The sequence below is a fragment of the Nostoc sp. genome, assembly GCF_036917555.1.
GTDB lineage: Bacteria > Cyanobacteriota > Cyanobacteriia > Cyanobacteriales > Nostocaceae > Nostoc.
Genome location: NZ_JBALDD010000021.1, coordinates 41,989 through 60,138 on the forward strand (window position 1 = coordinate 41,989; position 18,150 = coordinate 60,138).

14 protein-coding genes and 2 pseudogenes are annotated in these 18,150 nt (G+C 40.6%); 5 read left to right on the forward strand and 11 right to left on the reverse strand.

Annotation, left to right across the window (positions count from 1 at the left end):
• Nucleotides 1–135: 135 nt before the first annotated feature.
• Nucleotides 136–1,017 carry a carbohydrate ABC transporter permease gene (locus tag V7K60_RS07420; RefSeq protein WP_334924219.1) on the reverse strand — a complete coding sequence of 294 codons (882 nt, stop codon included), beginning with the start codon at nucleotides 1,015–1,017 and terminating at the stop codon, nucleotides 136–138.
• Nucleotides 1,018–1,041: 24 nt separating this feature from the next.
• Here V7K60_RS07420 and purN point away from each other — a divergent pair, with 24 nt between their 5' ends.
• A complete protein-coding gene (purN, locus tag V7K60_RS07425; RefSeq protein ID WP_334924220.1) occupies nucleotides 1,042–1,704 on the forward strand; it encodes a phosphoribosylglycinamide formyltransferase in 663 nt (220 codons plus the stop codon).
• 253 nt (nucleotides 1,705–1,957) lie between these two features.
• Here purN and V7K60_RS07430 read toward each other — a convergent pair whose 3' ends face one another.
• The 4 genes from V7K60_RS07430 to V7K60_RS07445 all read right to left on the reverse strand — a co-directional run bounded on the left by V7K60_RS07430 (nucleotide 1,958) and on the right by V7K60_RS07445 (nucleotide 7,254).
• Entirely contained in the window at nucleotides 1,958–4,540 is a 2,583-nt protein-coding gene (locus V7K60_RS07430) for a GAF domain-containing protein (protein WP_334924222.1), read from the reverse strand.
• A 601-nt stretch (nucleotides 4,541–5,141) separates the two neighbouring features.
• Nucleotides 5,142–5,678, reverse strand: a complete 537-nt coding sequence (gene pyrR / locus V7K60_RS07435) for a bifunctional pyr operon transcriptional regulator/uracil phosphoribosyltransferase PyrR (RefSeq protein ID WP_334924224.1) — start codon at nucleotides 5,676–5,678, stop codon at nucleotides 5,142–5,144.
• A gap of 77 nt (nucleotides 5,679–5,755) precedes the next feature.
• Nucleotides 5,756–6,730 (reverse strand): adenosylcobinamide-phosphate synthase CbiB, encoded by a 975-nt coding sequence (gene cbiB, locus V7K60_RS07440; RefSeq protein WP_334924226.1) that lies wholly within the window; start codon nucleotides 6,728–6,730, stop codon nucleotides 5,756–5,758.
• 83 nt (nucleotides 6,731–6,813) lie between these two features.
• Nucleotides 6,814–7,254, reverse strand: a complete 441-nt coding sequence (locus tag V7K60_RS07445) for an Rrf2 family transcriptional regulator (RefSeq protein WP_334924228.1) — start codon at nucleotides 7,252–7,254, stop codon at nucleotides 6,814–6,816.
• 469 nt (nucleotides 7,255–7,723) lie between these two features.
• Here V7K60_RS07445 and V7K60_RS07450 point away from each other — a divergent pair, with 469 nt between their 5' ends.
• Nucleotides 7,724–8,137: an AbrB family transcriptional regulator gene (locus V7K60_RS07450; RefSeq protein ID WP_104909531.1), complete on the forward strand. Its 414-nt coding sequence runs from the start codon at nucleotides 7,724–7,726 to the stop codon at nucleotides 8,135–8,137.
• Nucleotides 8,138–8,243: 106 nt separating this feature from the next.
• On the opposite strand, the pseudogene V7K60_RS07455 reads toward V7K60_RS07450, so the two are convergent.
• Nucleotides 8,244–10,147, reverse strand: a pseudogene (locus tag V7K60_RS07455) (chloride channel protein).
• Between the two features lie 473 nt (nucleotides 10,148–10,620).
• Between V7K60_RS07455 and V7K60_RS07460 the strand changes: the two are divergent.
• Nucleotides 10,621–11,007, forward strand: coding sequence for a hypothetical protein (locus V7K60_RS07460; protein ID WP_334924230.1), 387 nt, complete (start codon nucleotides 10,621–10,623; stop codon nucleotides 11,005–11,007).
• A 262-nt stretch (nucleotides 11,008–11,269) separates the two neighbouring features.
• Here V7K60_RS07460 and V7K60_RS07465 read toward each other — a convergent pair.
• Both V7K60_RS07465 and V7K60_RS07470 read right to left on the reverse strand, forming a co-directional pair.
• A pseudogene (locus tag V7K60_RS07465) lies at nucleotides 11,270–11,683 on the reverse strand (hypothetical protein); the annotation flags it as partial.
• A 271-nt stretch (nucleotides 11,684–11,954) separates the two neighbouring features.
• Nucleotides 11,955–13,574 carry an ArnT family glycosyltransferase gene (locus V7K60_RS07470; protein WP_334924232.1) on the reverse strand — a complete coding sequence of 540 codons (1,620 nt, stop codon included), beginning with the start codon at nucleotides 13,572–13,574 and terminating at the stop codon, nucleotides 11,955–11,957.
• Nucleotides 13,575–14,182: 608 nt separating this feature from the next.
• Between V7K60_RS07470 and V7K60_RS07475 the strand changes: the two genes are divergently transcribed.
• Nucleotides 14,183–15,352, forward strand: coding sequence for a hypothetical protein (locus tag V7K60_RS07475; RefSeq protein WP_334924233.1), 1,170 nt, complete (start codon nucleotides 14,183–14,185; stop codon nucleotides 15,350–15,352).
• Between the two features lie 13 nt (nucleotides 15,353–15,365).
• Here the strand turns inward: V7K60_RS07475 and V7K60_RS07480 are convergent, their stop codons facing one another.
• Together V7K60_RS07480 and V7K60_RS07485 are read right to left on the reverse strand one after the other, a co-directional pair.
• Nucleotides 15,366–16,673, reverse strand: a complete 1,308-nt coding sequence (locus V7K60_RS07480; RefSeq protein WP_334924235.1) for a recombinase family protein — start codon at nucleotides 16,671–16,673, stop codon at nucleotides 15,366–15,368.
• A gap of 31 nt (nucleotides 16,674–16,704) precedes the next feature.
• A complete protein-coding gene (locus V7K60_RS07485; RefSeq protein ID WP_334924236.1) occupies nucleotides 16,705–16,971 on the reverse strand; it encodes a hypothetical protein in 267 nt (88 codons plus the stop codon).
• Here V7K60_RS07485 and V7K60_RS07490 point away from each other — a divergent pair.
• Nucleotides 16,960–17,286: a hypothetical protein gene (locus tag V7K60_RS07490; protein ID WP_334924238.1), complete on the forward strand. Its 327-nt coding sequence runs from the start codon at nucleotides 16,960–16,962 to the stop codon at nucleotides 17,284–17,286. The genes V7K60_RS07485 and V7K60_RS07490 overlap by 12 nt on opposite strands.
• 209 nt (nucleotides 17,287–17,495) lie before the next feature.
• On the opposite strand, the gene V7K60_RS07495 is transcribed toward V7K60_RS07490, so the two are convergent.
• Nucleotides 17,496–17,948, reverse strand: a complete 453-nt coding sequence (locus V7K60_RS07495) for an Hsp20/alpha crystallin family protein (protein WP_334924240.1) — start codon at nucleotides 17,946–17,948, stop codon at nucleotides 17,496–17,498.
• Nucleotides 17,949–18,150 lie beyond the last annotated feature (202 nt).

Below are 18,150 nucleotides of genomic sequence, written 5' to 3' on the forward strand. Positions count from 1 at the left end.
ATTTTTTGGCATTGCATACTTGCAGTATGATTTAGCAACTTCCAAAATTTTCCTCCTGCCTCCCCCGGTTACTGAGCGTAGTCGTTGGCACAGCCTCTCGTAGAGAAGTATGCTCCCCCGCCTCCCCCGCCTTCCCTACTCCTCTCCCCAAGTTTGCAGTTGTAAATAAACTAGTACCAACGTCACTGCTAATAACACAGTCGCTCCTGCTGCTGCATAACCAAAATCAAACTGACCAAAAGCTTCTTGGTAAATGTAGTAAACCAGCAAATTAGTCGAGTTCAGTGGCCCGCCGCCAGTCATCACATAAACTTGCTCAAAACTCCGCAATGTAAAAATTGCAGTAGTAATGATTGCAAATATGACAGTCGGGCGCAATCCCGGCAAAGTAATATACCAAAATTGTTGCCAAGCATTTGCTCCATCTAAATCTGCTGCTTCATAACGACTGGGAGGAATTGCTTGCAACCCTGCTAAAAAAACCACCATATTGAAACCCAGTTGTTTCCAAATACTCATTAAAATAATTACCGGCATTGCCCAAAATGTGTCTCCTAACCAGGGTATGTCTGAAATGCCAAAAAAATCTAAAAGTCCGTTAACTGGCCCTGATGTCTGAAACAGCCAGCGAAATCCCAAACCCGCTGCCACAATTGAAATAATTGAGGGTAAAAAATAAACACTTCGCAGGATGCCCCGCAAGGGAATGGAGCGGTTTAATAGTACTGCCAATCCCAAGGAGATAACTAAACTGGGAATGACCGTGGCGATCGTAAAATAAAAGGTGTTACCCAGGACTTGCAAGAAGTCGGGGTTGAGTAGCAAGCGCCAATAGTTTTTTAAGCCTATCCAATAAATACCTTTTAAGGTGAAACTACCAGCAGTAAAACTGAGGTAGAACAAATAGGCAATCGGCCAAATGATAAAAACACCCAGCAAAATTAATGCTGGTGCGAGAAAAATCCACGCGGCTACTGTATCATTATCCAACCACGACTTAGTAGATATTTTTGGCATCTATAATTAACCCTCTTAGCTGTTATGACCCTCCGTCCTGATTCTATCCTTAGCTTGGTTTCTCCCAGCATTAGCAATGATTGCCAACAATTTGCCCCTTTAAAACTAGGAATTATGGCTTCTGGAAATGGCAGCAATTTTGATGTAGTTGCCCAAGCTATCCAAGATGGGCGGCTAAATGCCCAAATTCAAGTTTTAATTTACAATAATCCCTCAGCGAAAGCAGCTGTCAGAGCAGCTAATAGAGGTGTAGAAACTGTCTTATTAAATCACCGCAACTATCAAAACCGAGAAGAGTTTGACGAAAAAATTGTGCAGACATTGCGGCACTACGATGTAGAATGGGTGATTTTGGCAGGGTGGATGCGACTATTAACGTCAGTTTTCATTGATGCCTTTCCTGAGAGGATTATTAATATCCATCCTAGTTTGTTACCTAGTTTCAAGGGAATCCATGCTGTAGAACAAGCCTTAGCATCTGGGGTAAAAATCACTGGTTGTACAGTGCATATAGCTTGTTTAGAAATGGACAGTGGCCCAATATTGATGCAAGCCGCAGTACCAGTACTGCCGGATGATACAGCAGAAACACTCCACGCCAGGATTCAAATTCAGGAACATCGAATTTTACCATTAGCGATCGCTCTAGCAGCTTCTTCGTCAAAAGTTACACTAAGCTTTTCGTAAAAATACATATATTAAGTAGGGGCGCACAGCTACACATTGGTGTCAACTTAAGCTAAAACCCTTTTCAAATCTCGTTCCCAGCCTCTGGTTGGAAATGCTATTCATTGCGGCAGAGCCGCAAGTCTTGAGGCGGAGCCTCAGCGACGGGCATTCCCAGTCGGAGACTGGGAACGAGATAAGAGACAATCTCCACAAGCTGGTTCTAGGCTGGCTTTCATGTTAAGTTGACACCAATGACAGCTGCGCGCCCCTACTATTCATCAGAGTTAGCTTCAGCAGTTTGATACGCTTGTAGGAGCCTAGCATGATCGAGAGTAAATCCTACTTGCATGGCTATCTGGGCAAATAAATCAATCTCAGATTGTTGCCAATCACGGGGTTCAGAACACTGATGTGCAATTAACAAGCCAAATAGCTGCTCATCTTTAATAATTGGTGCTACTAAATTTGCTTTCACACCAAAAGATTCGAGCAGTTTAATGTGACAATCAGCCAAACTAGACTCATAAATGTTGTTGATTGCGACAACGCGACCAGACTGGTACTTTTCTACATAGCCTTGAGTGAAACAAGGGTCATGGATTTTAGACCGCAAAACTTTGGGATAACCTGGAAGCACTGATTCAGCAATAATAATTCCAAACCAATTAGCGTAAAAGTTATAAACTAACACTCGGTCAGTACTCAGTGCTTTGCGAACCTTTTCCACAGTAGTTTTGATGATATCCTCTTCCTTGAGGGATTGGCGAATGCTGCGGATAATATCCACTAGTAACTGACTTCGCATCCTTTCAGCTTCGATTCGTTGCAGGAGTCTTGCATGGTCGAGAGCAAATCCTACTTGCATCGCTATCTGACCAAATAAATCAATCTCAACTTGTTGCCAATCACGGGGTCTGGAGCATTGATGTGCAATTAACAAGCCAAATAGCTGTTTATCTTTAATAATGGGGGCGACCAGATTTGCTTTGACAGCAAAGGATTCGAGTAAGTTAATATGGCAGTCAGCCAAACCTGCTTCATAAATATTGTTGATTGCGAGAACGCGACCAGACTGATACTCTTCTACATAGCCTTGACCGAAACATGGGTCTTGGATTTCAGCTCGCAAAACTTTTGGGTAGGTGAGAACAACTGATTCAGCAATCACTGTTCCAGACCAATTAGCATCAAAGCTGTAAACCATCACGCGGTCGGTACTCACAGCTTTGCGAACCTCTTCCACAGTGGTTTTGAGGACATCCTCTTCGTTGAGTGATTGGCGAATACTGCCGATAGTATCTGCTAACAACTGACTTTGCACACCCTCAGCCTCGATTCGTTGTAGGAGTCTTGCATGGTCGAGAGCAAACCCCACTTGCATCGCTATCTGAGCAAATAAATCAATCTCAGATTTTTGCCAATCACGGGGTCTGGAGCATTGATGTGCAATTAATAAGCCAAATAACTGTTCATCTTTGAGAATGGGGGCGACCAAATTTGCTTTCACAGCAAAGGATTCGAGTAAGTTAATATGGCAGTCAGCTAAACCAGCTTCATAAATGTTGTTTGTGGCTACAACGCGACCAGACTGATACTTTTCTACATAACCCTGACTGAAACAGATGTCTTGAATTTCAGACCGCAAAACTTTGGGATAACCTGGAATCACTGATTCGGCAATTATAATTCCAGACCAATTAGGGTAAAAGCTATAAACCAGCACTCGGTCAGTACTTAGTGCTTTACGAACCTCCCCCACCGTCGTTTTGAGGACATCCTCTTCGTTGAGCGATTGGCGAATGCTGCGGGTAGTTTCTATAAATACCTGAGCTCGATCTGCCTTTGAATCTACCTGTTTTAGAAGCCTAGCGTAGTCAAGAGCAAATCCCACTTGTATGGCTATGTGAGCAAACAAATTAATCTCAGACTGCTGCCAAAAGCGAAGTCTAGAACACTGATGTGCAATCAATAAACCGAATAGCTGCTTGCCTTTGAGAATCGGTGCTACTAAATTAGATTTGACCGCAAATTGCTCCAGCAGCTCAATATCACCATCACTGAGATTGGCTTGATAGATATCATCAATAGCCCGGATGCAACCATTCTGATATTTTTCTATATATCCTGTTTCAAACCCAGTGTTAGAGACTATAACCCCTAACATTTTCGGTAAACCAGGTGCTACTGACTCTGCGATAAAGGTTCCATTAGAGTTGGAGTTGAAGCAAAAGATGGTTACGCGATCAATGCTTAAAGCTTTACGAATTTCTTCTGAGGTAGTTTTGAGAACATCTTCTTCATTGAATGATTCTCGAACCCAGCGGGTAATTTTTATCGATAGCTGGGAGTAATCAGCTTCTGCTTCTTTTTGTTGTAGTATATCTGAAAGCAACTCTGTGAATAAATTTATGTTTCTCTCTAATATCACTAATTCATCTTTGGTAGTGATGGAAGTTTGAGTAAACTCACTGTCTGGACGTAGCTTATTTTTAATAATATTAGAAGTTGCAGCAGCCTTGCTGACTCGACTAATAGCTCGATTAACTACAAAAACAGCGATCGCACCTGCTAAAATTGCTGTCACTCCCATACCAGTTAACAAGAGTGACAATTGTCTTTGTAGAGCAAGTTCAGTTTCTGTTGAACTTTTTGCACTCTCAAGTCTTACTTGCGGAGTTTGTGTGTTAATTAAATTAATGCCATAGTTGTAAGTAGCTGTTCCAATTGCAACTACAGGAAGCACACTAATACTCAGTGCCCAAACTATTGCTTTAGTCTTTAAACTCCATTTTTGTTGCCACAGTCTTTGTTGATGATTTCGTCTTGCTTGGTTTTGAGAAAAAGACTGACTCATAAATGAAACCTGGATTGTTGCAATTGAGAATCAAGTAAATAACCTCACCACCAAATTCTACACAAAACTTATTCAATAAGGACTGGCTTTCAGGAGTATTTTGAGGCACTAGCTTTCTACTTCATGCCCGATAAGGCTTTTTTGCTCTTTGACCTCAAAAAAGTCGGGTTTGATTAACGAGCTTGTTAACAATCAAATTGCGATCGATTGGTTGTAATGTCTTATTTTCTGATTAGGACTTGTGGTTTTCTGACAAGACAGCTAAACAATCTTTATTTTTTAATGAGGTTTTACAGACTTCTCACAGTTACCCTTACCCGTAGTATCATCTTTGCTTGATTACTTAGAGGAGTTTTCAAGTAGATGAGATGAAGAGTGCTGTTAGCGGATAGCTAGGGTTGAGCCAGTGCTGAGTTGCAAGGCCACCCACAAGGGGCCTTGCTCAAACCCAAGTACATAAATACTGAGTAATTATTAATTTACTCTCTTGCCGAAACACTCACTACTCAGCACTGAGTAGGGTAAAAAATGCAGGATTTAAAATCAGACACAAAGAGTTTCTATTTGCAGCCTCCTGCCCCGTGCCTCCTGCCTCCATAGCCTAATCTGCAATCAACTCTACTGCATCTCGCCCATCACAATTTTGTAAATAAACTTTGACAATTTCTTCTTTAGCTGTAGGCAACTTCTTGCCAATAAAATCTGGGTGAATTGGTAATTCTCGATGGCCTCTGTCTACTAACACAGCTAAACGAATCACCTCTGGCCTACCGTAGTCGTTGACTGCGTTCAAAGCAGCGCGAATCGTCCGTCCTTTGAAAATCACATCATCCACAAGTACAACCGTTTTCCCCGTAAGGTCAAAAGGAATTTTGCTTTTCGTTGGAGTCCGCAATCCAATTTTGTCAAGGTCATCTCGATAAAATGTAATGTCCAAAGCGCCGACTGAGACTGCTACACCTTCGAGCGTCTCAATCTGACGCGCCAATAATTCGGCTAATAACGCACCCCTGGTATAAATGCCAAGAAGCACCAGTTGAGACAAATCACGCGTCCTTTCAACAATTTGAGAGGCAAGGCGAGTCAAGGTACGACGGATTTCTTCAGATGAGAGAATTTCAACTACTTTGGCAGACATAGCGAGTCATAAGTTAGGAGTGATAAGTTAAGAGTTAGGAGTTTTTATTCTTAACTCTTAACTCCTAACTCCTAACTTTACATTTTATTTGGGAGCATTAAGAATACAGTGATCGCTATCCCTAACCATAGCAAAAAACAATATCGAGTCAGCTGCAAAGCATTCTGAATAGAAGTTGCAGTAATCGCATAAATAGCATCTCCTAGCAGTGGTTTGTACTTAGCTACCCCCCGATACCAATTTGTACCCCCCATCTGCACACCTAAAAATGCAGCATAGGCGCACTCACTCCAGCCAGAATTGGGACTAGGATCGTTAATTGCATCCCGACGACAAATTTGCCAAATATGCATCGGTTTACCCGATAGCAGCGCCAGAGTCACGACTGTTAACCGACAAGGTAGCCAAGTCAAACAATCTTCTAACCGCGCACAGAACCATCCTAAATAAGTATAGGGTGCTTCCCGATAGCCCACCATTGAATCAAGGGTACTGCTGGCTTTATATGCTAAAGCCAAGGGAGTTGGCCCCACAAATGGTATAAAGACACCAACAATTGCATAAAAAAGCGGAGCCATTACTCCATCGGTGGCATTTTCTGCAACCGTTTCTAAAATGGCTCGTGAAATTTCTGCTTGTGAGAGGTTTTGGGTATCTCGACCAACGTAATTACTTAAAATCTTCCGAGCCTTCTCCAAATCTCCGACTGTTAAAGGTTGTAAAACTGCCTCCGCTGCTGCTCGCAAACTTCTACCAGCAAAACAACTAGCCAAAAGAATGCTATCTATTGCAATTCCTAAGAGTGGATGAACCCATCTGGCAATTTGAATAATCAAAAAGCCAACAAGACCGCTACCAATTATTAAGATAATACCTAGTAAAATTCCAGCTAGGCGTTGTGTTAGAGAATTTTGACACAAGTGGAGAAAAAACTTGGTCAGGTGAGAAATTACCCACCCCATAACTTGCACTGGATGGGGCCAATCCCAAGGATCACCAATTAAATAATCTAAAAATGCTGCAATTATTAAGATATAGATATTATTAGTCATAAGTCACGAGTCAAGGGTTAAAAGTCAAGGGTCAATATTTCGACTATTGACCAGAGGCGGAGCGTCTCCGGCTCCGCTCTTGACTAAACCACAAAACTAGCTTCTTCTCCAAGGGAAGCTTGCCGACTCCGAGCATCGTAATAAAGGTCTGCCAGAGTAATACTGTATAAAGCTTCTTTGATCTTTTGGTTGAGTCTCTCCCAGAGGCTAAACGTTACCCAATCTTCAGCTTGTGTAGGTGCTGGAGTCTGATGAGGTAAATGGCTGGTTTCGCCAACAGCTTCTAAAATTTGTCCTATAGATATTTGTGCAGGCTCTCTTGCCAATTGATATCCGCCGATGCTACCACGAATTGATTTCACTAAAGATGCACGACGCATTTCTATTAGTAGTTTTTCGAGGTAAGGAGCTGGAATATCTTGGCGTTTAGCGATCGCTCTCACAGATACAGGCCCATATCTTGGCTGTAAACTTAAATCTAGCAACGCCTTCACACTATAGTGTCCTCTGGTAGTTAATTTCATTTTGGCAAGCTTTGTTGTTTGTCCTTTGTCTTCCTTGGCACTGCATCTCCCTTAAAAGAAATTCTGATGGTCAGCTTCTGACGCTTAGACTTCTTTAGTTTGTCGTTTCTAAATAACCAATGACTAATTACCAATGATCAATGACTAAGGATCAGTTTTGCTTATCATTCTCTGACTCAGTTCTCATCCTTAAGAAATAGACAACCTTTAGAGCGTTAGTTTAGAAAACTTAAAACTTATATAGTCTAGCAGTAATTCACAAACTATATATATAGTTATCAGCATTGCCAGCATTCTCTAAAATAGATTGTCTTAGCAATATTGGTAATGGCATAACAATTGTGCATCTGAGTGTAATATACTTGGCTAGGTTGAGATAAAAACTAAAGGATTATGTTCCTGTTAGCTCAACCTCAGCTAAAATAAAATCGATTCAAACACTTCAAACATTCATTTTCGACCTAAGTTGATGCCTAAACAGAAAAAAATTGAACCCTTACTCGGCGAAGAACTGCTCAAAAAAGTCAAAGAGCTAGAGAACGAGAGCAAAGAAGACAAAGCCAAAAAGTGCGGCTACTATACCGTTACCAAAAATGGTATAGAGCGCGTCAATATGATGAAGTTCTTAAATGCCCTAATTGATGCTGAAGGCATTCAGTTAGACAGTACACCCAGTGCTAATGGGCGTGGTGGACGTAGTGCTAGCTATAGAATTAGCGTGCAATCGAATGGGAACTTACTTATAGGTTCAGCTTATACAAAACAGATGAATCTTAAACCAGGAGATGAGTTTCTGATCACTTTAGGCAAAAAGCACATTCGTTTGAGACAGGTAGATCCAGAAGATCGCGAAGATGATGAAGCCATAGAAGCCACGGCTTAATAAATGGTCATTAGTCAATTGTCATTTGTACTGTATGAAAACCAATGACTATAAATAGTCATTAGTCAATGGTCATTTTTGGAAACCAATGACTAATGACCAATGACTAATGACTAATGACTATATCTGTAGTGGGTAAGACTGGTAATAGTGGCGAAGCGCCTTGCGTGTTACTGCTAAATTACAGGTTAATGCAATTTGCTCTTTTTCTAATAAACCTAAAATGCGATCGGGTTTATCTCGTGCTACCACTGGTAATTGATGTAAACCTCGAAGACTCATCCGGTCTAAAGCTTCAGATAAAAGTTCATCTTGCCATGCATAGAGAATTTCAGCAGTACAAATGTCTATGAGGGTTTGACTAGATAAATTATCTGGAATTTCAGTTAGGGAATTTGGGTATGTTTGCCAAATAGCAAGGGCACAGTTAATATCTTCCAAAGAAAGTATACCAACTAATTGCTCTGCTTCATCAAATACTAAAGCACTACGGACGCGATCGCGGGTCATTTCCACAGCAGCATCTAACACTCCCAAAGTTGCAGGTAACTTTTTGGGATAGGGATACATGGCATCTTCTACTAAAATTTGCTGCACAATTTCTGCTTGTTCATCTTTCAATTCCGAAAGACCAATTTGTTGTAGATTAGAGTTAGAGTTAAAAGTTGGTTTAATCCTCTCCACTAACCAAACACTCAAACCCACAGCTGCCATCAACGGTAAAACAATCCGATAGTCACGGGTTAATTCAAACAGCATTAAAATAGCCGTTAACGGCGCTCTTACACTAGCAGCCAGCACTGCTGCCATTCCCACCATCGCGTAAGCTGGGGGAGCCGCCATTTGATCGCAAATTGTCGGGAATGCTACGGCTAACATTTTGGCGTAAGCCGATCCAAAAGAAGCACCTAAAAACATTGCTGGTGCGAACAAACCACCGATGAAACCACTACCCGCACTAATTGCAGTCATCAATAACTTCACCACCAACAACACCACCAATAAGTAGAGTGGAAACTCCACATCTTGAAGCATTGCTTCTACAGTTTCATAACCGACACCCAGAATTTGCGGGAAGTGCAAAGCAACAGCGCCAATGATCGCACCGCCAATAATTGGATGAATCGGCTGAGGAATTCGTCCCAAAAAATCAAAACCTGGAACCTTCCCAGCAAAGCAGGCTTTTGCTAAACGAATTGATTGAGTATAAGCCAGAGAAATTAGGCTGGCCCCTAAACCCAAACCAAGATAAAGAGGTAATTCCAAAGGACTGCGAACTTGGTAAACAGGTAAATCAAAAGCAGGTTGTGCCCCCAAACAAATTTGGGCAATTAATGCTGCTACCACCGCCGCTAGTAGCACCACACTGACAGCAGAAGTAGCAAAAGATGTAGCTCCCATCACCACCTCTAGGGCAAAAAAGACTCCAGCGATGGGAGCATTAAATCCCGCAGCCAGTCCAGCCGCCGCGCCAGCACCCAATAGCAAACGTTGTCGTTCTTGAGATACATTCAGGATCACAGAGAACAACATTCCAAAATTTGCGCCAATTTCGACACTCGGCCCCTCTGGCCCCAAAGAAGCACCACTCCCCAAAGAAACAGATGCAGCCAGCATTTTTGTCACTGGTCTTAGTGGTCGCCTAATCTCTGTTCCCTCAGAGGCGGCGATGAGAGATGAAAGTTCAGGGCCAAAGTCTTGAGTGCGCCAGCGCATCAAGCCAACAATTAATCCGCCAAGGGTGGGAACGCAAGCTAAAGTCCAAGCACCCCAGACGCCAATTTGACCCATTAAATTTTCCAGCATCAACTGGTGAATCAGCTGAATTAAATAGTGAAAGGTGACTACACCCATACCAGTACCACCGCCAATGAGCATGGCTAAAAACAGCACAACTGTTTCTGGGGATGGTTGAAAACGATTAATTAGGTGAGCTAGATGAGCGGAAGGTGTAGGAAAGGCAGGTTGTTCCGTTACCTTCCTTAGTTCAGTGGGAGGCAAGAGAGTCATTGAGAGGCGGGGTAAATGTAAGAAAAAATTTAAATTTTTATCTGTTACTTATCATTGTGAGCCATTATTTAGCAACCGGACAAGTAGACTTTATTTGCTTAACTTCCAAAGCTTTAACTAAAAACGTCATTGTGCAAAATTTTTGTGGGGAGAATGGTTAAATGAGAGAGAATTATTTAAGGGTCAGCGATACCTAAGTTAGGCGTAGCTGCGGCTAGTGGGGTGCGAGCGATCGCCAACGCTATTTTTTCTAGAGACAACAAAGTTTTTTCGGCTGGGTGGACGCACCCGTAAACATTAACTATGAGTCATCCTTGCTTAAATCTAGCTATACTCGTGTTGCCACCATTAAGCCATCCTTGGTAGTAATAGAATGTATGTATGATTGATGCCTGATGTTAGATCGTACATTGAATCTCAATTCAATATAGCTATGGTTATAGAGCGAGAAATGGACTAGGCGGACGAGGTAAATGAATATACACACTTTTGATAATCATTATGTTACTTGCCCAATTTGCCAAAGAAATGCTACGCCCAAACCAGTTAAAACGCGCATGGGCTTGTTTTGCTGTCCTTATTGTCAGGAAAGGCTAGTAGTTTGCCAAAGTGGTCATTATGTCCGCGATCCGTTTACTTGGAGACAATTGATGATGTCTTCGTCGCTACGTCGTCAAAGCCGACCTTTAGCGAGGATTCTCAGAGATTTTGTCCTACTCAAGCGTCCGATGGTAGCTTTGGCTGTAGGTAGTGCCATTTTCTTTGGTGCGATCGCTTTGACCCAAGAAAAGACAAGCTATGATCGCCAAATTCTTCCCACAACAGAGAAAGTTAATGACCCAGGAAACAAATCTCAGTAAATGGATTACTTTTGTATAAATCAAATTCTACTTTGATTTTTGTAATATTATAACTAAATACTTTGATAGAACCGTGTCTTATTGCCCCAAATAGGACACGGTTTTATATTATATCCGCTGAAAGAGCGATCGCTGATTAGGTAAGTACTTTAGTACCCAAGGTAAGTATTTTCAGCACTAAAGTGCTGACTACAAACTTTTGTTTATTTATGCTTATATATCTAATTATCATATCAATTTGAAAATCGGGACACCACAGCATCTAAAATTTACTATCTGGCAATACTTGGGGTGAAAAGATTGCCTGCAACAACTCATAGTAAGGGAGAAAATAAGCAGCCTGTTCTGGTTCCAAACGAGAGCAGATTTCAGTACCAAGCAAGTGAATTAATTGCCGCACCAATTCCCAGCGCACCTTTAATCGAGGATACAACATGATACACAGTGGAAATAGCTCTTGTTGTATGGCACTAACATTGTTCTCCAAAATACAGACCCATAGATATACCTGGAACATCTCTAGATCACGGACACTCGAAATGTTAATGTTAGTGTCACTTAAACGACCTGTATGGCATTGATAGTTGGGATACATCTGCATCACCCGTTCTGCAATCTTGGTCGCAATCTCGCTGCACAACGGCAAAAGTTGCTGGACAGCTTGTAATGGTGGCGCGTCGTCAGTATATTCTGCTGCTGCTTGGTAAGCACCTAATTGCTAAATTGAATGAATGAACTATTTCGTCACATTCAAAGCATAGAGAAATCTATTTCGACAGCAAAACCGCAAAATTACGCATTTTATCATTTCTTCAAACTAAATTGCAGGTTTTTTACACTTTTTGGAAGAAGGCGATCGCTACAAGATTATCATTACCTTTTGGGCAATGATCTGATTTTTTCCTGACAAGGGGACAAGGGGAATAACCATGCCCAATGCCCCATATTTATAGCCGATTAGTATCTTTTGTGACTAATTTCCAACCTTCAGCTTGGTCAACTAGCTTCATCGACTCTAGTTCAAGATTATTGAAAGCAGATGCATGAAGTAGAAAGTAGGGTTGTCCGTTGTAGTGCCAATAATATTCCAGTTCACCAACAGAAGCGGGAATGATGGTGCGATCGCTATAATAATCCAACGAGGGACGATGGTAAGGAAAAGATGTGTAAATCTTCCTCGTAGCTGGATTTGCCCGTACAATCATGGCGGCAACTGGTTTAACTGGATAGGCTTCAGATAATTCCCAAACCCAGTAGTTAGATTTCATTAACAGCAGCAGCGAAATATAACTTCCCCAAAACAAAATCTTCAGAAATTGTCCGTCACCTCGTTCTGCCAAAATAGCTGCTAAAGTCATAGTTAAAGCTACTGCGGCAAAAATCAGTTGTAAATCTGTTTTTGGTGTTGTACCTGCACTGAAATAAATGCTACCAGCAGAAGCAGCCACAGCAAGTATTGCCAAACCAGCAACCCAAGCACGAGGATAAGATGAGAGTAAAGGCGAATTTTCCGTATCTGATAATTGAATACCAAAAGCTAAAGCTAAACTAGGGTAAATCGGGAATAAATACCAGGGAACTTTGGTAATCATAAAGGAAATTACCAGTAGATAAACTCCACTCCACGCCATTACTAGTTTTGCCCAGCTAAGGTTGCGATTTTCCCAAGTTAAGCGGACAGTTTGTGGTAAGAATAATAACCACGGCCATGTGTATTTGAGAAGTTCAATTACATAGTACCAAGGTGGTTCAGAATTACCTTCTACAACTGAGCCAATTCGGCCTAATGATGGGTTTGCAATACCAATTTGGGCGAAAGTATAACCATAGTGAATTAGTTGGGCACCATACCAACCAGCTACAGGTAGAATGCCAATTAAGATTGCTATCCAGAGATAGTAACAAGTGAGCAGTCGTGGCGTATCCCAAAACAGAAATACAAGTGCGATCGCACCGAGTAATACACCTAGCAGTCCTTGAGTTAAACAAATAAACCCAAAGCTAATGCCAACACCAAGACAATAACGTAAATCTCGGCGCGATCGCAACACGCACAACATCATCACCATTAAAAAACTTACCATCGCCCCATCCAACATTGCCAGCCGCCCATGACGCACCACAGGTAGCATTGTTAGATAAATCAAGGCACTATAAATAGCAGCCCAACGTTGGCGAAATATCTCTTGAGCAATGCAATACAGTAAAGGTACAGATGTTGCTGTTAAAATTGCTCCAGGGAGGCGCGTTGTCAACTCATTTTCGCCTCCTAGAGAATAAGCCCAAGCTATTAGCAAATGCATCAAAGGTGGCTTGTCATGATATGGTTCGCCTCCGAGAGTTGGATAAAGCCAAGGCATTGAACCTGCTGGGGCGTGCCAAATTTCACGAGCAACCTGTGCCACAGTACCTTCATCCCAATCTCGCAGTGGCAACCCTCCCAGATTGATGCTAAACAGTAATACTGCTGCCAACAGCAATACTATTAGCCATACCCAATCAATCCATTTTCCAACCGTGCGATGCTGTTTTTCCAGATGACTCCAAATAAAGCTTCCTTCTTGCATATTCTCTGGTAATCATTTTACTTGCTGGTTTGATTACATAGAGACATCTAGCGAATCTCCAATGTTGCCACCCAGTAACAACGTATGTTTTTAACAATTGCTAGTTTCCAAGATTAACTCAAATTTTTATAATTAGCGCTATTTTTTGAAAAATTTATATTGGTTATTTAAATAACATTTAAACCAATAAATGATAAAAACAATACAAGTAGTAAATAATTTATTACCTGCTAGATAGTCCGTAAATAAACTTGTATTTTTTTGTCTATGACGCTTGGTTTAAATTTTATCTACTTAGTTTTTATCTGGTTAATTTCAGGAATTTAGTAAGTAATTACTACTTTAATTCAATAGTGTACTGAATACGTTGAAGAACTATATATAATACTTTTCAATAAAATTTTTATGAATATAATAACTATTTATTGCTTAAAAAATATTTAACAATCAATAATCAAAATTATTGTTGTTGAATAAAATCATCTAAATAAGGGGATTTTATATTTTAAATTTAATTAAGTAGATATAGAATTGCAATATTTATGAGATACAATTTTTTAAGCACTTTTGATAACAATAAATAGCTAAAAAGTTATTGGAGACTGTCAATGAATTTACCTGTAGTTGTAGATATTACTCTTGGCTTAGTTTTTATTTACTTGATTTTGAGCTTGCTAGCTTCGGAAATCCAGGAACTAATTGCCACATTATTACAATGGAGAGCTAAACATTTAAGAACTTCGATTGAATTACTTTTAGCCGGTGGTAGTGAAAGTGAAAAATCAGATATTATTAATGCAATCCAGTTGGTACAGAAACTTTATAACGATCCTTTGATTAATACATTGAATCAGCAAGCTAAGGGTAAAGTAGAAAAGCATTTCCAGGAAATTACCAAAAACCCTGATAAACTAGTATTAGAAAAACAAAGTGGACCTTCCTATCTTCCTTCTGAAACATTTGCAACTACTTTATTAGATACTTTAAAAATTCCTCAGCTAATTAATCATGTTAAACATCCTAGTGAAGAAGCAAAAACCAACTTGTACATGATATTAGCCTCTTATAAAGAACTTAAAAAAGGTATAAACGATCCAACGAGTGCAAGTTACACAAAAATTCAAGAAATTTATGGAGAGATTGACCAGAAATTTATAGATTTTGTTAATAATGAGTTACCGGATGAAGTCCCTAATAATTTAATCAAGAGCCTTGGTGTAATTGCTCAACGTAGCAGAATAAAGATTGGTGATCTCACAGAGGAAGCAAATCAATTTAAAAATGAAATAGAAACATGGTTTGATCGCTCTATGGATCGAGCAAGCGGTGTTTATAAGCGCAATGCCAAAGGAGTTGCTATTTTAATTGGAATATCAGTTGCATTTTTAACTAATACTGATACATTTCACTTGGTTAAAAGACTATCGGAGGATTCAGTTATCCGCTCTACTATTACTCAAAGTGCAAGTCAACGAATCGATTATATCAATGATGAAGCAGCCAGAAGGAATATTGAGAAACTATTAGGAAATGCTTCTATACCGATTGGATGGCAAAATATTAATCAACAGTTTGAGTTATTAGATACAACGAAATCGAATAGAGTTTATATCAGAATTTCACAGGTTTTTAAATTAATTTGCGGTTGGATAGTAAGTGGTTTTGCTATTGCTATGGGTGCGCCTTTTTGGTTTGATATCCTTAATAAATTTATCAATGTGCGGAATGTAGGGCCAAAACCTGTTGCGTATACTAAGGATCAACCGTCTCAAAAATAGCGTTTCAATTAAATCAAAAAATAAAAATAACTTGGAGTTTTAATTCTTTATTCTGAAGAGTAATCTCAATTTGCCTGATAAATTCTCGAAAGTAAAATCTTCGTTCTGTTTCCGACAAATCTAACCAAAATTGTGGTATAGAAACAGCTTGAGCAACAGAACGCAAGTTAACTGGAGGGAGAATCGCCAACTTTGCTTCGAGTGCAGAAATTTCTGTGCGGAGTTTGTAAGCTCTTAACTTTGCTGTTTCGGCATCTAAAATTCCAGTTTCAATTAAAGCGGGTAACTGAGCAAGTATTTCTTGCTGACGAGCGATCGCTTGCCCTAAACTGTTTTTGAATGCATCCAACTGAGGAAAATTCATCCCTGCTACTGCCAGAGGTAAATCACGGCAAACGGTTTCAATGGTATGTTCCAACACCTCTTGGTAGGAAATAGCCTTACACTTGGGGCTTTGGGGACAGCTAGTAGAGCGTAAATAAAGATACTCTTTATCTTGGTTGCGTTGAGTAACACGGGTAACTGTCAGATGTGACTGACACTCAGTACAGACAACCAACCCAGCGAGAGAACGCGGTGCGCTAGCAGTTCGGGATGGTAAACGGCTGTTACGGCGTAAAAGTCGGTCAACTTGGGCTGCTTCTTCCTTAGAAATTATCGGAATATGGGTATTGGAGATAATTTCACCATTTTGGTAAGCTGTATTGCCGCGATAGACTGGATTCGTCAGCCAGCGTCTTCCTGTGGTGACGGAGATTTTCTTGCCGTATTTTTTCGCCAAGTAACGCACTGAACCCCGCAGGGAACCATAGAGTAAAAAGTGTTCAAAAAAATCTTTTACCACTGGTGAAGTACTGCGGTCAATGGTATATTTTCCCTTACCTCTGCGATAGCCGTAGGGAACTTTGCCGGGTGGCGGTGCAACCTCAAGACGATTACGGGCGTGTCCTTGGCGGATGCGGCGACTACGTTGCTGACGTTGGATTGCGTGTAGCAAATTCAGCAAGTTAGCGCCCAGAGGGTAATTTTCGGAAGTGTAGGGCTGTTCAGTGGCGATTACTGCGATTCCCATGACTTCAAGTTGATTGAGATGATCGCTAATTTCCTCTACAGTATCTCCCAATTCTTCCAACCGACGAATCAAAAGATAATCTGCTGGTTCAGTTTGGCAATCGGTAAATAATTGTTGTAATTGCGATCGTTCAGAAGAGTCTGGCTTGCCCAAATCTTCATAAACCCGATCCACCTCCCATCCCCAATCGCCTCGATCGGGAGAAGATTCTAATAGCGGATCGGTGTAAGAGTAAGCAATTATTTTCAAAGGTTTAGCGCAGCATCACAAAGAAATGATATCAGTTGTAACTACTAGCTTGACGACAAAACATTAAGTGATACTGTCCGCCTAGTGCCATGAGTTCGTCATGAGTGCCTACTTCGATAATTTGACCATGTTCTAGTACTACTACTCGATCTGCTAGTTTTGCCAAAGCGAGACGATGGCTAACTACAACAGCTATTCTCCCTTTCGCCAGGTTACGCAAAATATTGTAAATCTCATGTTCTGTTTTCAGATCGAGGTTCGCCCCAACAAATAATAACAACCAAAAATGGGGAGCCACTCTGAAAGTATACTTGATACAATCCCAGGATTAGAACTGTGGCAATTTTATGGCCCCTCAACTCGTAAGGGTGATCGCATTTATTTACACCTATTAATGAAACCTTACGAAACAATATCAGTTAGGGGTATACCAATCAAACAAGTAAAATCGGTGTTTGTTCTTGCTGACGGCACAGCACTAACCTACACAAGTCGCTGTGCAATTATTGATTCTATCCTTAATTCTAATCCGTTAGGAGAATTAACAATTGATGTACCTGAATCAGTAATTAATCCATACGTTACAGTGATTTGTATTGATATTGATTCTTGAGTAATTAATGTAAATTCATTAACAGTACAGCGATCGCTCCAATTCTTAGAGGAAAAGAGAGCGACACCGATAGCGTAGCATTAGCAACGTAGGAGCGTCACAGCACATTAAAGTAGCTTAAATTAGAGATCGCATACAAAAAACCCCAGTCATTTCTAACTGGGGTTTTAGCTATCTCAATCAATTATTGGAGGTGAGTAGTTTCGCACTTATGAAGCAGGTTGTTCTAGATTAACCTTGACAACTTTGTTCTTTTCTTGCTCGGACTTGGGCAGTGTTAAATTCAAGATCCCGTCTTTATAATCTGCGGTAACATTGGTATTTTCAACCCTAGCAGATAGAGGAATTACACGCTGGAACTTGCCGTAGTAAAATTCACTCTTGGTAATACCCTTGTCTTGGGTTTTAGTTTCCGACTTGCGCTCACCGCTAATGCGAACAGCGTCTTGGGTGACTTGAATATCTAAGTCTTTAGCTTCCAGTCCTGGCAGTTCTAGCTTGACATGAATCGCATCATCGGTTTCGTACAACTCAGCAGCTGGTACTCTGATAAAGCCTTTTTCAAGCCGTGCAGAAGGTACTCTGGTATCTCCAAATAAGCCATTGATGTGACGTTCTAAAGCGTTCAATTCTTGCCAGGGGTTGTAACGAACTAGTACCATAACTCTTTCTCGGTAAAATTCAGCTATTGTTTAATCGTTTTTGCACTTGATTTTGTGCTTATGTATTCATAATAAGTATGGTTCAAACTCCTGTAGATTCGGTAATCATCACCTAAGAAAATGATGATTACCGCACTTAATTAGACTAAAAAAAAGATTACGGTTTACTCTAATTTTTCAGTTCGGTAAACCAGAATAATAA